Source organism: Fusobacterium sp. (assembly GCF_019012925.1).
Taxonomy (GTDB): Bacteria; Fusobacteriota; Fusobacteriia; order Fusobacteriales; family Fusobacteriaceae; genus Fusobacterium_A.
The window spans coordinates 1-15831 of record NZ_JAGIRL010000016.1; the positions used below are offsets into that span (position 1 = coordinate 1).

General features: G+C 25.5%; 14 protein-coding genes. All 14 read right to left on the reverse strand.

Translation table 11 applies throughout. The annotated features are described in order from the left end of the window. Window positions 1–805 (reverse strand): nucleotide sugar dehydrogenase (locus tag QZ286_RS02580; RefSeq protein ID WP_291255419.1); only part of this gene is annotated, 805 nt, incomplete at its 3' end. Window positions 806–833: 28 nt separating this feature from the next. Further along, window positions 834–1736 carry an ATP-grasp fold amidoligase family protein gene (locus tag QZ286_RS02585; protein ID WP_291255420.1) on the reverse strand — a complete coding sequence of 301 codons (903 nt, stop codon included), beginning with the start codon at window positions 1734–1736 and terminating at the stop codon, window positions 834–836. A 1-nt stretch (window position 1737) separates the two neighbouring features. Next, window positions 1738–2769 carry a glycosyltransferase gene (locus tag QZ286_RS02590; RefSeq protein ID WP_291255421.1) on the reverse strand — a complete coding sequence of 344 codons (1032 nt, stop codon included), beginning with the start codon at window positions 2767–2769 and terminating at the stop codon, window positions 1738–1740. Window positions 2770–2783: 14 nt separating this feature from the next. Continuing rightward, a complete protein-coding gene (locus QZ286_RS02595; protein ID WP_291255422.1) occupies window positions 2784–4085 on the reverse strand; it encodes an oligosaccharide flippase family protein in 1302 nt (433 codons plus the stop codon). After that, window positions 4078–5028 (reverse strand): GDP-L-fucose synthase, encoded by a 951-nt coding sequence (locus tag QZ286_RS02600; RefSeq protein ID WP_291255423.1) that lies wholly within the window; start codon window positions 5026–5028, stop codon window positions 4078–4080. Before QZ286_RS02600 ends, QZ286_RS02595 begins: the two co-directional genes overlap by 8 nt. A gap of 1 nt (window position 5029) precedes the next feature. Further along, on the reverse strand, window positions 5030–6112 hold the full coding sequence (gmd, locus tag QZ286_RS02605; RefSeq protein ID WP_291255424.1) for a GDP-mannose 4,6-dehydratase: 1083 nt from the start codon (window positions 6110–6112) through the stop codon (window positions 5030–5032). A 16-nt stretch (window positions 6113–6128) separates the two neighbouring features. Continuing rightward, window positions 6129–7028, reverse strand: coding sequence for an alpha-1,2-fucosyltransferase (locus tag QZ286_RS02610; protein WP_291255425.1), 900 nt, complete (start codon window positions 7026–7028; stop codon window positions 6129–6131). Between the two features lie 8 nt (window positions 7029–7036). Further along, window positions 7037–8116 (reverse strand): mannose-1-phosphate guanylyltransferase, encoded by a 1080-nt coding sequence (locus QZ286_RS02615; protein ID WP_291255426.1) that lies wholly within the window; start codon window positions 8114–8116, stop codon window positions 7037–7039. Window positions 8117–8125: 9 nt separating this feature from the next. Then, complete coding sequence (locus QZ286_RS02620) at window positions 8126–9697, reverse strand: phospho-sugar mutase (RefSeq protein ID WP_291255427.1); 1572 nt, start codon at window positions 9695–9697, stop codon at window positions 8126–8128. Between the two features lie 5 nt (window positions 9698–9702). Continuing rightward, entirely contained in the window at window positions 9703–10245 is a 543-nt protein-coding gene (locus QZ286_RS02625) for a hypothetical protein (protein WP_291255428.1), read from the reverse strand. Window positions 10246–11068: 823 nt separating this feature from the next. Beyond that, the gene (locus QZ286_RS02630; protein ID WP_291255429.1) at window positions 11069–12100 is read right to left on the reverse strand and encodes a glycosyltransferase family 1 protein; all 1032 of its coding nucleotides are present in this window, start codon (window positions 12098–12100) and stop codon (window positions 11069–11071) included. 2 nt (window positions 12101–12102) lie between these two features. Beyond that, window positions 12103–13173, reverse strand: coding sequence for a glycosyltransferase (locus QZ286_RS02635; protein ID WP_291255430.1), 1071 nt, complete (start codon window positions 13171–13173; stop codon window positions 12103–12105). 1 nt (window position 13174) lies between these two features. After that, on the reverse strand, window positions 13175–14539 hold the full coding sequence (locus tag QZ286_RS02640) for a sugar transferase (RefSeq protein ID WP_291255431.1): 1365 nt from the start codon (window positions 14537–14539) through the stop codon (window positions 13175–13177). 158 nt (window positions 14540–14697) lie between these two features. Beyond that, window positions 14698–15810: a transposase gene (locus QZ286_RS02645; protein ID WP_291255432.1), complete on the reverse strand. Its 1113-nt coding sequence runs from the start codon at window positions 15808–15810 to the stop codon at window positions 14698–14700. Between the last annotated feature and the right edge of the window lie 21 nt (window positions 15811–15831).

The window sequence follows — 15831 nt, forward strand, 5'->3', positions numbered from 1 at the left end:
ATTGTTTTGTATCTTTAGGTAAACAATATCCACCATATCCAAATGAAGGATTGTTATAGTGCATTCCAATTCTTGGATCTAAACATACTCCATTTATTATCTCTTGAGTATTTAATCCCTTCATCTCTGCATATGTATCTAATTCGTTAAAATAACTTACTCTTAAAGCTAAATATGTGTTAGAAAATAGTTTTACTGCTTCTGCTTCTGTAAATCCCATAATAAGTGTTTCGATATTCTCTTTAATAGCTCCCTCTTGTAATAATCCAGCAAATTCATAGGCTTTTTTTGTTAGTTCTTCATCATTTTTATCTGTTGAAACTATAATACGTGAAGGATATAGATTGTCGTATAAAGCTTTTGATTCCCTTAGAAATTCTGGACTAAATATTATATTTTTAGTATTGTATTTTTTTCTTACTGATTCTGTATATCCCACTGGAATAGTAGATTTTATTACCATAATTACATTAGGATTTACTCTTAATACTGTTTCTATTACGTTTTCTACTGCTGATGTATCAAAATAGTTTGTTTTAGAGTCATAATTAGTAGGTGCTGCTATTACTACAAATTCAGCATCTTTATATGCTGATTCTCCATCTAAAGTTGCTACCAAATCTAACTCTTTTATTGCTAAATACTCTTCAATATAATCATCTTGAATAGGTGATTTTCTATTATTTATCATCTCTACTTTTTCTGGAATAATATCTACTGCTGTAACTTTATGATGTTGAGATAAAAGTACAGCTATTGATAATCCTACATATCCTGTTCCTGCTACTGCAATCTTCTTATACATAATTTCCCTCACTATAATTAAAGATTTATTATTTTAATTTTTTTTGCTCCCAAAACTCTCCAAATTTATAATCCCACTTTTCATCTGTAAATTTTCCAAAACCACTACTTTCACAAAAAGTAAGCTCTCCTACATAAATTTTTCCTTCAATATTATATAAATCAACTCTTACATATTCAAAATCTTCAGATAAAATTTTAACTATCTCTAACATTTTTTCAAAGTTTTGAGGTTTTTCATATTTTTTTAAATCAATCTTATTTCCAGTAGTAAAATTAAGCTGTTTCCAAGAATATGGATCATACATATTGCTAATTTCACTTGCTTTTGTTACTCTTTCAAGAATTATTTCACCATTATTAAAACAATTAAATTTATAGTCTTCTATATTTTCTTTTAAAAATTTTTCAACGATTATTTTTCTTGGAATATCACTATAATACTTTTCCAAGGTTAAACTTCCAAAATCTAACTTTAATTGGTTATTTAATTCTCTTATTATCTCTTTTTTATTTACTTTATTTTTATCTTTTACTATCTGTACAGGTCCACTATTATGATTAGCTTTTGCTACAAAAGAATTAGGTAATTTATCCCATTGCTCTTCTGTTAATTTATCTGTTACTAAATACAGTGGAATTAAGTATTCTTCTCCTATTTTTTCTTTTACATACTCTCTAACTCTATATTTATCAGCACAAATTGAATATAAAGGATTATTATCATATAACTTTCTAAATTGTATTTTTTGATTAAATGTAACTGGTTGCTTATTAAAATCTATTTCATAATCTAAGCATTCTTTAAATTGTTTTTTTATATATTTTTCTTGCTTTTCTAATGTATTATATAAAAATTTATTTTTGGTTATAGTTATATAAATTTTAAAAAACCTTAGTATTGAAAATTTCTTTAAATATGTTTTTAACATTTTATTTCTCCTTGTATTGTTTCAATATTTTATAAAATTCAATTATATTTCTTTCTGAAAACATTTGCTTAATTTTATTTTGTAGATATTTTAATTCATTTGAACAATCATAGTTTTCTAACTCATATATTCTTTCTTTTAATTCGTTTTCATCATTTATTAAAAATATAGGTACTTCCGCAAATAAACAATTGTTTTCAACGGTATTTAAACAAATAAATTTTTTATTATATTTTATTGCATCCAGTAGAGCATTTGGTGTTCCTTCCTGTTTAGATAAATGTATTACACCTGCTACTTTTAAATATTCTTCTTTTAATTTCTCATAATTCAAACTTCCTAAAAACCTTATATTGTTACTTCCAATTGATTCTTTTAATAGTTCTTTATAATATTTTTCATCTGTAATTTTTCCAGCTATTCTTAATCTATATCCTTTATTTTCTAATTGTTTAAATAAAGTTATTACAGGTAATATATTTTTATGCTTAGCTATATTTGAAACTATTAGATAAGTTTTTTCTAGTTTTTCTTTTTCTTTTTCAGCATCAAAATTTATAACACAATTATTTTGTAAAAATACTCTCTTATATTTTTTCTTTAATTCTATATAACTTGGTATATTATTCGCTGTTATAATAAACACTTTTCTTAAATATTTATTATAATTTTTAAAATAGTTCATATTATACTCTCTAACTGAAAAAATTACTTTTGTTTTCACTAAATATACTAGTGGCAAAAATAAAATATTAAAAAATATTATATAATCATACTTTTTACTATCTATCATCTTTTTTAATAAAAAATAAAGTTGTATTCTTTTAAGAATTTTTTTTATCTTATTATCTTTTTTTAAAAAAATTTCTTTTTTTAATTGAATTACTTTATATTTTTCCTTTAATTCCTCTGTAGTTTCTATATCTACTACTTCTATTTTGTATCCTTTTTCTATTCCATAATTTATAATATGTCTCATTTGTAGTTCTGCACCACCATAATATAATTTTGGAACAATAAATAATAATTTCATCTTTTTTTCCTTTACTAATTTTTTATCTTTTTTAAAATATAATATGCTTGAATTGGCATTGCTACAGCTAAAGGTAACATACAAATATTAGTTGCTAAAATAGCACCACTACTTCCCATATTTAAATTTTTTATAAAATATATTGTTAATGGTATATTCAATATCGCTCCTATAACATACAAATACATTTGAAATTTTATTTTACCAGTAGCATTTATAAACATCATATAAATATCTCCATATACTCTATTTAAAATAAATAATCCCCAATATAATATTAAATATTTTGGATAAACTAACTCTTCTCCTATCCATATTTTTACTATATTTGGTAAAATATATACCATTATAACTACTCCCATAATCAAGAGTAAAAATAATAAATTTAAATTTTTAAAAGCTTTATTTATCCAAGTTTTATCTTTCTTTATATAAGCATCTATAAATAAAGACCACATTGGGGCTGCTATTAATCCTTCTAATACAAGTAAAATTTGAAATAATTTTGAAACAATATTATACGTGGCTACCTCAGTAGTTCCTATGTATTTTGTAATCAACATATTATCAGTTGTTAAAATAATAAGCATAGAGATTTGAATAATAAAAAACACTATCCCTAAACTATTAATTTCTTTTATTTTTTCTTTTTTAAAATATTTAAAATTTGGCTTTAAGTTTGGATAATTCTTAAAAAATTTTATTGTAAAGATTGTTCCTATAAGCAAATTTATTCCCGGATAAATAATTGCAATTGAAATTAAATTTATTTTGTTAAAATAATTTAATAAATATAGACTTGAGATGAAAATTATCTGAAAAAGAAAATTATTTAATTCTCCTATAAAACTATTATGAATTGACAGATAAAAAACTCTATATAAAAGAACTATAAAATTTATTATTGTTATTGAAAAAATTGACATTAAAACTAATTTAATATAATCTTCATTATAAAAATTTATGTTTAAAAATTTTGTTATATTAACAAATTTTATTGATATCAATCCTGCAAATAAAATGAAAAAGGCTATTAGTCCTAAAATAATATATCCTGTTGATATATATTCCTTTGCACTTATATAATCTTTTTTAGTTAGGCTTTCACTTAGTTTATTTCTTAAACCATTTCCTATTCCTAGATCAAAAGTATAAATCCAACTTACAATTGAAAAAATTGTCATCCATAAACCATAATCTTGTTTACCTAAAAATTTGAGAAATAATGGGATTGAAATATAACCCAATCCCATTGCTAATATTTTAAAAATTATTCCAAAAGATAATTGCTTTTTTAAAATAGAAAATCTATCCATTCATGTTATCCTCGTTCTCAAGATACCAATGAATTGTATTTCTTAACCCTTGTTCAAAATCAACTTTTGCTTTAAATTTAAAAAATTCTAAAGCTTTTGAAACATCTAATCTTCTCTTAGGTTGACCATTTGGTTTACTTGTATCCCAAATTATTTTTCCTCTGTATTTTAACAATTCACCTAATATTTGAACTAATTCTTTTATTGTTATTTCTTCGCCATTTCCAATATTTATAGGTTCAGCACCATTATAAAGTTCAGTAGCTAGAACTATTGCTTCTGCCGCATCCTCTACATATATAAATTCTCTTGAAGCAGTTCCATCGCCCCATACTTCTATATCTGAATCTTCTCTATTTGCTTTTATTATTTTTCTAATTAAAGCTGGAATTACATGTGAATTTTCTAATGAAAAATTATCCCTTGGTCCATATAAATTTATCATTAATAAATGTATTGCATTAAAATTATACTGTTGTCTATATGCTTGAGATTGAACAAGCATCATTTTTTTACTTAAACCATATGCTGCATTTGTTTCTTCTGGATATCCTAACCATAAATCTTCTTCTTTAAATGGTACTGGAGTATATTTAGGATAAGAGCATACTGTTCCTACTCCTACAAACTTTTCTATTCCATGTTTATACGCCAAATCTTGAACCAGAGTATTTATCATCAAATTATTATAAAATTGAGAAGCTGGATGCGTTTTACTGTATCCTATTCCTCCAATATCTGCTGCAATATGTATAACAATATCTGCTTTAAAATCTAAATACATTCTTTCTACATCTTGTATTTGAGTTAAATTATACTTTTTACTTCTAGGTATAAAAATATTTTCTTTTTTACATCCTCTTTCTAATAATTTTTCTACAACATGTGAACCTAGAAAACCTGCTCCACCTGTTACTATTATTTTTTTCTCTTTCAAATCCATTTTAATTACCTCTTACTTTTAGTATGTGATTTTTTTCTACATATTCTAAATCATAATTCATCATTATTTTCACAAGCTCTTCAAATGATGTTTTTCTTGGATTCCATCCTAACACTGTTTTTGCTTTTGTTGGATCTCCAAGTAATGTTTCTACTTCTGAAGGTCTAAAATATTTCGGATCAACCTCTACTAAAATATCTCCTGTTGCTTTGTTAATTCCTTTTTCTTCTATTCCTTCTCCTTGCCACTCTAATTCAATTCCAACTTCTTTAAATGCCAAGTTACAAAACTCTCTTACTGAATACTGTTCTCCTGTTGCAATTACAAAATCTTCTGGTTTTTCTTGCTGCATAATTAACCACATACATTCTACATAGTCTTTAGCATATCCCCAGTCTCTTAATGCATTTAAATTACCTAAGTATAACTTCTTTTGATAACCTTTTGCTATTCTCGCTACTGCCAAAGTTATCTTCCTTGTTACAAATGTTTCTCCTCTTCTTTCTGATTCATGGTTAAATAAAATTCCATTTACAGCAAACATTCCATAAGCTTCTCTATAATTTTTAGTTATCCAATACCCATATTGTTTTGCTACTGCATAAGGCGATGTTGGATAAAAAGGAGTTGTTTCTTTCTGTGGAACTTCTTGTACTTTTCCAAATAATTCTGATGTTGAAGCTTGATATATTTTACATGTTTTTTCCATTCCTAAAAATCTAACAGCTTCTAATATTCTTAAAGTTCCTATAGCATCTGAATCTGCTGTATATTCAGGTACTTCAAAAGAAACTTGTACATGAGATTGAGCAGCTAAATTATAAATTTCTGTCGGTTTAATCTCTCTTATCAATCTTGTTAAACTCATAGAATCTGTCATATCTCCATAATGAAGTTGAATTTTTCTATCTTTATGCATATCTTCTATTAGATCCTCAATATATAAATGCTCTATTCTTCCTGTATTAAATGTTGATGCTCTTCTTATAATTCCATGAACTTCATATCCTTTTTCTAATAAAAATTCTGCTAAATACGAACCATCTTGACCTGTTATTCCTGTTATTAATGCTATTTTTTTCATAATTAACTCTCCTATATTAATAATTTTTAATTTTTATCCACTTTTCTGGAATCATATTTTCATATGCATTTCTTCTTTCTCCAAAAATTTTATACCTAATTTTATTAATCCATAATAACTTCTGATTTCGATGTTCATTTATCCATTTTTCTGGAACAATTACTATTTTCTCTTTATTTTTATTTAATAGTGCACTCCACCAACTAAAACTACTATTTGCTAAAATATTATTTTTACATAATGACATTAATTGCATATCTTTATAATTATCTTCTTTTTTACAATTCCAATTTATGTAATAACTATTTTCTAAAAATCCAAAATTATTTTTACACCATTCAATATCATTAGAAAAAATATAAAATACTGGCTCTTCTACTCTTTGTTTTATCTCTTCAATTGCTTTTTTATAATATTCTAATGTACATATATTTCCAAAAATTGGATGATTTAAGTAATCTCCTCTTCTTATATGAATAGATACAGAATTAGTTTTTTCTATTAATTTTGCTATTTTTTTATTTTTTTCATCCTTTAATTCTGGAAATTCAAAACACTCAAAGATCTTATTTCTTTCTTTTTGAATTAACTCTAAATTATAATGTACACCTTCGTAATAAATAATTTTTTTATCAAAATAATATTCCTCTATACTTTTATTTCTAGGTGCTAATCCAGAATATATAAACTGAAATTGATTTAATATAATTTTTAAAAATTGAAATTTCTTGTATTTCATAAACTCTTTACTTTTTTTTTCATTTATATTAATTTTTTGAAAAACTTTTGATATTCGATCCTCTTCATCTGGAAAATATGCTTCAACTTCAATTCCCTTTAATTCAAGGTATTTACAAGTACTATATATAGTCATTTGATTTGCAAAATCTCCCATAAATATAAATTTTTTTTTCATCTTTTCTCCTATTTTTTTAAATTTATCAATTTCTTAATATCCTGTGTTCTATCTTTTTTAGTTATTAATAGTTTATCTTTTTCTTTTACAATAACTAAATCTTGTACTCCTAATACTGAAACTTCAACATCATCAGATATTATAATATTATCTTTTGAATCTAAATTTCTTATACTTTTTCCTCTTACAACATTTCCATTTTCATCTTTTGAAAATATATCATCAAAAGCATTAAAACTACCAATATCATTCCAATCTATATCTACTGGTATCACTCTTATATTTCTAGAATATTCCATAATTCCAAAATCTATTGATATTTTTTCAAAATTATCAAAGTATTTCTTTACTCTATTACTTAATTCTTCTCCAACTGCTCCAGTTTTTAATTCTTCCTTTATTTGATTGAATATTTCAGTATGCTCTTCCATTAATACTTCAAAGTTTTTAAAAATAGTATCTGTTGTAAAAATAAACATACCACTATTCCATAAATATTTTCCACTTGCTAAATAACTCTCAGCTACTTCCAAACTTGGCTTTTCTCTAAATCTTTTAACTTTACATATTGAATTTAATTCTATATTATCCTCTTTAACTTCAATATATCCATATCCTGTTTCTGGTTTGGTTGGTTTTATACCTAAAGTTACTATTACACCATGCTCTCTAGCTTCTTTAGCCCCTTCTAATATAGCTTTTCTAAAATCATCTTCTTTTTTTATTAAATGATCTGATGCTAATACAACTACTTCTATCTTTTCTCCTACTTTTAATTTATCTTTAAATTTATTTTCAATTATTAGAGAAGCATAGCCTATAGCAGCAGCTGTATCTTTAAAAGCTGGTTCTATTATTATATTTTCCTTTGGTATATATCCTAATTCCTTTTCTATCTCTTTAGCTTGAATGATATTCGTAGCTACAAATATGTTTTCTGAATCTATTATAGGTAAAATTCTGTCAACAGTTTCCCTAATCATACTTTTATCAGAAAATATCTTAAGTAATTGTTTTGGTCTTTCTGGTGTTGATAGTGGCCAAAACCTTTCTCCACTTCCACCAGCCATTATAATTGCTGTTAACATAAATCCTCCCTATCTTATTAAATTCTCCATATATTCTTTTAAACTTTCTAAAAGATCTTGTAATTTTTTATCTGCATTTTCTTTTGATATATCCTTAGTATAGATATAGTATTTTATTTTAGGTTCTGTTCCAGAAGGTCTGATTGTTATATATGTTCCATCTTCTAATATATATTGAATTACATTAGATTTTGGTAACCCTAATTCATCATTTAAATAATCATACTTGGTTACCACTTTTTTATTTAAAAAACACTTTGATAATTCTTTTCTCAATCCTTCCATCATTCTAGAAATTTCTTCTTGTCCTTTTTCACCTTTTCTAGTTACTGGATAAGTTATTTCACTATACCACCCATACTTATCATATAGTTTGTTTAATTCTTTTAGTGGTGTAGTTCCAATGCTTTCAAAGTATGAACACATCTCTACTACTAGCATTACTCCTAATATTCCATCTTTATCTCTTACATAATCACCTTTTAAATATCCAATAGATTCTTCCATTCCAAATAGAAAATAATTATTATATTTTCCTTCTTCAAATTCTCTTATCTTTTCTCCTATATATTTAAAACCTGTAAGAGTTCTAAAAACTTTTAAATTATAGTCTTTAGCTAATAAATCTAGCATTGGAGTTGTAACAATTGTTGAAACTATTGCACTATTTTTAGGAATATTCTGGCTATTATTCAAAATATATGCTAATAGTAAAGTTCCTATTTGATTTCCATTCAAATACTCCCATTTATCATTCTCTTTTACCATCATTCCTGTTCTATCTGCATCTGGATCATTAGCTATACAAATTTTTGTTCCTTTTTCATCTGCTAATTTTATAGCTAAATCAAAAACTGATTTTTCTTCTGGATTTGCATAATGACAAGTTGGAAATTCTCCATTAGGTTCAAACTGCTCTTTGACTACAAATATATTGCTGTAACCTAATTCATCCAATAATCTTTTTACTGGTCTACCACCTACTCCATGAAGAGGAGTATATACTGCCTTTATATCTTTAGGCAATCCATTTAAAATACTTTCTTTTTTTACATTTTCTAAGTATTTTTCATCTAACTCATTTGTTAATATAGTTAGTAATCCTTTTTCTATCGCTTCTTCTTTAGAAATTTCTCTTGCATCTCCTAATTCATTAACTTTATTCACTTCTTCTATAATTCCACTAGCTTGTGGCTCTACTAACTGTCCACCATCTTCCCAATAGACTTTATATCCATTATATTCTTTAGGATTATGAGAAGCTGTAATCATAACTCCTACTTGACAATCTAACTCTCTTACTGCAAATGAAAGTTCTGGTGTACTTTTTATATTTTTAAATAAATAAGTTTTTACTCCATTAGCACAAGAAACTAGAGCTGTTTTTTCAGCAAACTCTGAAGACTTTATTCTACTATCATAGGCAATTACTATTCCTTTATTTTTTCCTATTTCACCTGTTGAATCTATGAGATAGTTTACAACACCTTGAGTTGCATTACTTATCGTAGTTTCATTCATACAATCAGTACCTATTCCCATAACTCCTCTCATTCCACCTGTACCAAATTTTAAATTCATTTCTATCAAAATCTCCTTTTTATTTCACTATTTTTTAAAAAAATTTCTTTTTTTAATTGATCATATCGAGCATATACAATACCAGAAAATATTGCCATTATTGGTGATCCCAATGTGATTAATAAAGAAAATAAATTATATGTTATTATGTATATCACAAATATGTATTCAATATTTTCTCTATTTTTTATGTGATTATTTTTTATAGTAATATTTATAAATATATATATATTTATAAATATTACTAGCACAAATCCTATAACTCCTACTTCTGTAAAATTAACAAAATATTGTACATGCATTGCAAATTTATATTTTCCAAATTTTTGTCTATCAATAGCCTTACTTTCTCCAAAATCACCCATTTTACCCTCATATGGGCTTCCCATTCCAGAACCTAAAAGTATTCTATAAATTTCATCATCTTGCTTTTTTATATATGTAATATATTCATTAACTTGTAAAAATCTTGTTTTTATACCATCTGTTTCTTTTAAATTTATTATACTTATTGTCGCTATAATTACGGAAAAAATAACTGCTATCATTATAAAAAAATATTTTTTTAATTTATTTTTAAAAATAAATAAAACTACGAAAATTATAAAATATAATATTTGAAGAATACTTGTTTTATAAAAGTCATTACTTATTATTATAATTAATATCAATGCCCATAATAGTTTACTTAAAGTATATCTATTCCATAGCTCTAGTATAATATATATCAACAAATAAACTAAAAAGTATGCTCCCCATTCTTGTGATAATAACCAAATTTTATTTCCAAACCTTATCCAAACATCTTCTTTTCTATAAAAAATTGAAAGTATACAAGAACCTAATATCAAAATTTTAAAAATTTTGATATAATCAATTTGATTTTTTATTCTTTTTTCTTCTAAATATTTTAATAAAAAATAACATATCCAACAATATAAAAAATGTCGTATATTTATCAAATAAGCTTTTCCATTATCTAAAAAATAACTTTTTGTTATTATATATGAAAAACTTCCTAAAATCATGTATAACAAATCTCTAATAAAAATTATTTTTATATTTTTTTCAATAATTATTTTCTTTTTTTCATATATATAATTTTTTAGTGTTATTAATCCAAATATTAGAATAAATATATCTGCTATTGATAAACCTAATATTTTCATTCTATACATCATATTAAAAAAATATATTTCATTATAATTTCCAATACGATTTATCAAAATATTATAAGGAGTAATTAATAAAATTACTATTATTCCACTATATATTCTAAATTTAATTTTTTTCAAATGAAAAAATAATATATATATAATAAAAAATGCATATATAAAATTTGATATAATAATAGCTTTTTCTAACTCCATTTTAATATCCTCGTTCTTTATTTATTTCTAATAATTTATCAGTTGATTTTCTCCATGAATATTTTTCTAATATGTTTGTTTTAATTTCTTTTAAATCTAAAATCTTCTCTACTTTATTTGGATTTAAATAATATACACTATCTTCAAATATCTCTGGTAAGCAACTTGTATTCGATACATAAATTTCTTCACAGCCACACCCCATTGCTTCCAATGGTGGCAGACCAAATCCTTCATAAAACGAGGGAAAAATAAATCCTCTACAAGTCATATACAAACCTTTTAATTCCTCATCACTTACATATCCACACCAAACTAAATTCTCTATATTATCAATTCCTAAATCTCCAAATACTTCAGTATTTTTTTTCCCCACAATTGCAAATTGTTTTTCTGGATACAATTTAGCCAGTTCAACTATGTATTTGAAATTTTTATTAGGAGCAATACTTGAAACAGCCAAATAAAAATTCTTTTTTTGCAAATTAAATTTTTTTAAAATACTCATATCTTCTTTTATTCTTAAAATGTGTTCCCAAGAATTATATACAACTTTTATTTTTTCTTCATAAACACCATAATATTTTATTATTTCCTTTTTTGAAAATTCTGAAACTGTCAATATTTTCCTACTTGTTCTAACTAAAATCCAAATCAAAATTCTATAGTACCATGAAAACTTTTTTGAAAAAAATTCTGGATTAACTCTAAAAGAAATATCATGAATATCAACTATTCCCGTGTTTATAATTGGAGCTGTACTTCCAAAATTTATTAATAATCCTTTTTCAAAAAAAGTATACAATGGTAATTCTAATTGCTCCCACAAATGTCCCTTTAAAAATCCTATTTTTTTTATTGTTATATTTTTATATAAATTTTCAAATAATATATTTTTAGGAGCTAATATTACAACTTCTAATTGCTCAATTTTAACCAAATCATCTAATTCACGAACTAGTTCGTGTGCTACTCTTTGGACTCCTGTTATTTGTTGTGTCAAAAATCGTCCATTTATCACTATTTTTTTCATATTTAAAATTCTCCTATAACAATACAATTATCATATATTTTCTTATACTTCTTTTTCATCCGATCAATTTCAAAAAATTCTTTTAATATAATTTTAGAAAACTCTCCTCTTTTTAAATTTTTTTCATTTTCTTTACAAAATACTATCGCCTCTTTATAATCTGAAAATAAATAACCATTTACTCCTTCACTTACTAAATCTATATTTCCTACACAATTTGATAAAACTAATGGTAATTTATAATTCATAGCCTGTAACACAGCTAATGGTAACCCTTCCCATAATGATGTGGATAAATATATATCTGCTTCTTTTAATTTTTCCTTTACTTCTTCTTGCTCTAACCAACCTGTTATCTCTATATTTGGAGATGTTAACTTATTCTTTTCTTCTCCATCTCCAACCCATATAAACTTTATTTTTTTATTTTCTAAAAAACTTTCAGCTATCTTATTAAATTCAACTGGACCTTTTTGTTCTGTTATTCTTCCAACAGTTATTATTCTTGTTATATCATCTTGTTTTATTTTTTTTTCAAAATTCTCTTCTATTCTTATTCCATTATTTATATAATCACATTGAATTCCTTTAGATTTTATATATTCTGCTTCAGATTTCGAACATGCTATCACCTTTCCACCACAACATTTTCCAATTTTCTCAAATAATATGAATAACTTCAATTTAAAATTAGATATATCTTTTCTTAAAAAAGAAATTCCATGAGTTGTATAAATTACATTATTTTGTTGCTTTACTATTCTAGCTCCAATTCTACCCAAAAAACCTGCCTTAGATGAATGGAGATGTATCACATCATATTTTTCTTTTTTTAAAACTTTTATCAATTCTATTAATGCTTTACTATCCTTCGATAATGATAATTCTCTTTGAGCATTATTCCATTTTATAAATTTTATATTATCATCAAAATCTTTTTTAAAATCTTTTTTTAAACTTCCTCTATCACCATATAAAATAGTTACCTCGTCCTCTATCATTTCAGAAGTTATATTCTTTATAAAATCATAAACGCCTCCTCCAAAACACTCTACTATATGTAATATTTTCATCTTAATATGCACCCTTCCTATAAATTACATTCTTTATTGTTTTTATTGTTATTACTATATCCAACCACAATGACCAGTTCCTTATATAGTAAAGATCCAATGCTATTCTTGAATCATAGTCTTCTACATCTGATCTTCCATTAGCTTGCCACATTCCTGTTATTCCTGGTTTTACCATAAATATCTTTTTAGCATTCTCTTTCCCATAATACATATCTACTTCTTTTTGTACCACTGGTCTTGGTCCTACAAAAGACATATCTCCTTTTAGCACATTTAAAAATTGAGGAAACTCATCTAATGATGTTTTTCTTAAAAAATTTCCAACTTTAGTTATTCTTGGATCATTCTTCAACTTAAATGTTCTATAGAACTCTTCTCTTACTTTCTCATCTTTTTCTAATAGTTCATTTAATCTATCTTCAGCATCTACATACATACTTCTAAACTTATACATCTTAAATGGCTTTACATCTTGTCCTATTCTATTTTGAGTAAATATCGCTTTTCCACCATCTTTTTTTATCTTAGGTGCAAATATCAAATATAGTATTCCCAGTACACTACAACCTACTAATCCAGTTAATATATCAAAACCTCTTTTTAATATCCTGTTTCTCTTTTTATTCATTCCATTATAAGTAGATAAAACCATCATTCCATCATAATCTTCCACTGCAGAGTTCAGTGTATACACCTCATTTAATCTTGGAATAAACTTAATCTTATCAACTTTTCCATCTAATTTATTGATTATCTCTTCCATCTGTTCATTATCTGCTAATGGTAAAGCTATCAATACTTCATTTACTTTATTTTCTTCTAAAATCTTATCCAACTCTTCATATGTACCTATTATCTCTTTTTCATTAATATGAACATCTTGATTTACTCCTGATATATTATTTGCTGATACATAACCAAGTATTTTATACATAGTAAATGTATTATTATCTTTTATTATTCTAGTTATCTGATTTGCAGTATTTCCTATTCCTATTATCAAAAGACTTTTCTCTAAATTCTTTCTAAATATTGTTCTTATAAATCTTATTATAAAGATATTAAAGAATGTAAATGTCAATCCAACAAATAGATGAACTGGTATATATTTATATCCCCAAAATGCCAAGTCATTTATCAACATTACTATTAAATACTCTCCATGTACCCATAATAACTTTCTTAACTCTTCCCATATCAATATAGTTTGGAATGAGTACATGTTCTTAGTCAAATTTAAAGCCAGATAAATAAAAAATGTATTGTACATAATTCTATCTGGCACATTAAAAAATTTATTAACTACAAAATAAAAAATAAATTGCATTATAATCATTACAAATTTTGCTATCTGTCTCTTCATAAAAAACTTCTCCCTAATCGCTTACATTAATTAACAAATGAAAAGTACTGACACTTCACATCTCTTATACTAAAGATTTTCTAATGTACTCTAGAGTACATTAGCCCAATCCTCTTCTATTTGATTTTCACTATTTCTAGCTAGGTTCATGTCAAAACCTACTCTTTATATTTCAATTTTCTTTCCAACATATCTATCAACATAACAGGAGCTCTCTGTCCTATCTCTCCCCCAGTTGTTATCTTTACCATTCTCTCTTTTCCCAAAGAGTAGACTCTATCTTGAATATCCTCTATTCTATCTATCTTAAGTCTATCTCCTAGTTTTAAGATCTCATTACTCAGGCATTCATGTTGGTACTTTCTCACAGCCATCTGCTTCCTATACACTTCCATTAGCTTACTTCTCAATCTCTTATGACGGATACTCCCATTGGAGTACCCCATTCTCTCTCTTTTCTTGAGTTCACCTGCTAACTCTCTTCTTCTTAGCTCTAAAGGATATACTCTATCAGCTAGTTCAACAATCTTTATATCCTCATTCTCTCTCTTATAGAACAGATACTGTTTACCTATCCCTATATGAACCTCTCCACTACCTATTCTCTCTCTATACTCTCCAGTTCTCTTATCCACATTTATAGGTGGAACTCCCTTAAAAACTATCTGAGTATAGTATTTTACCCTCTCTCTAACTATCTTCCTAACCAATCTACAATAGGCGATCTCGCTCTTCATAGCTTCCTGCTCATAGTGATTATTCTCATCTATCAAGACCTTTAATCTCAAACCTTTCCAGTCAATATATCCATCAATATATCTAATCCCTGTTCCATTTGATTTTCCCTCTAAGGACTTAAAATCTTCCACCCTCTTAAAATGAATCTTCTCTCCATTTCCATATATCACTTTTTCAAAAGCTCTCCACACCTGTGTTGCTATCTTCTGTGCAGTAAAAGAATCAATATTTTTTTTAAAATATTTCTGCATCTCTTTTACCTCTTTATGAAAAGAATACTCATTAAATCCATTCTCTTTTCTAATGGTCTCCAATCTTTTATATAGATTTTTTTTCTCTTTGCTCCCCTCTGCTTGAGATATCTCCTCTAAAATCTCTCTATAGACCTTAGTTTTTATCATCTCTTTATATCTCTTGTTCATTCTATTCAACAGTGAGTTATATATATCTCTCCCTATTGAAAATCTTTTTTCTAGTATATCTTTTTGATACTTTTCTACTCTCAAAGGAAATTGAACTATGTAGTTAGCCAAAATATTCCTCCTATTCGTTTT

Bases quoted from the DNA above. Each gene is read 5' to 3' on its own strand.
- QZ286_RS02585 (WP_291255420.1), bottom strand. From the start codon at position 1,736: ATGTTAAAAACATATTTAAAGAAATTTTCAATACTAAGGTTTTTTAAA.
- QZ286_RS02590 (WP_291255421.1), bottom strand. From the start codon at position 2,769: ATGAAATTATTATTTATTGTTCCAAAATTATATTATGGTGGTGCAGAA.
- QZ286_RS02595 (WP_291255422.1), bottom strand. From the start codon at position 4,085: ATGGATAGATTTTCTATTTTAAAAAAGCAATTATCTTTTGGAATAATT.
- QZ286_RS02600 (WP_291255423.1), bottom strand. From the start codon at position 5,028: ATGGATTTGAAAGAGAAAAAAATAATAGTAACAGGTGGAGCAGGTTTT.
- gmd (WP_291255424.1), bottom strand. From the start codon at position 6,112: ATGAAAAAAATAGCATTAATAACAGGAATAACAGGTCAAGATGGTTCG.
- QZ286_RS02610 (WP_291255425.1), bottom strand. From the start codon at position 7,028: ATGAAAAAAAAATTTATATTTATGGGAGATTTTGCAAATCAAATGACT.
- QZ286_RS02615 (WP_291255426.1), bottom strand. From the start codon at position 8,116: ATGTTAACAGCAATTATAATGGCTGGTGGAAGTGGAGAAAGGTTTTGG.
- QZ286_RS02620 (WP_291255427.1), bottom strand. From the start codon at position 9,697: ATGAATTTAAAATTTGGTACAGGTGGAATGAGAGGAGTTATGGGAATA.
- QZ286_RS02625 (WP_291255428.1), bottom strand. From the start codon at position 10,245: ATGATAGCAGTTATTTTTTCCGTAATTATAGCGACAATAAGTATAATA.
- QZ286_RS02630 (WP_291255429.1), bottom strand. From the start codon at position 12,100: ATGAAAAAAATAGTGATAAATGGACGATTTTTGACACAACAAATAACA.
- QZ286_RS02635 (WP_291255430.1), bottom strand. From the start codon at position 13,173: ATGAAAATATTACATATAGTAGAGTGTTTTGGAGGAGGCGTTTATGAT.
- QZ286_RS02640 (WP_291255431.1), bottom strand. From the start codon at position 14,539: ATGAAGAGACAGATAGCAAAATTTGTAATGATTATAATGCAATTTATT.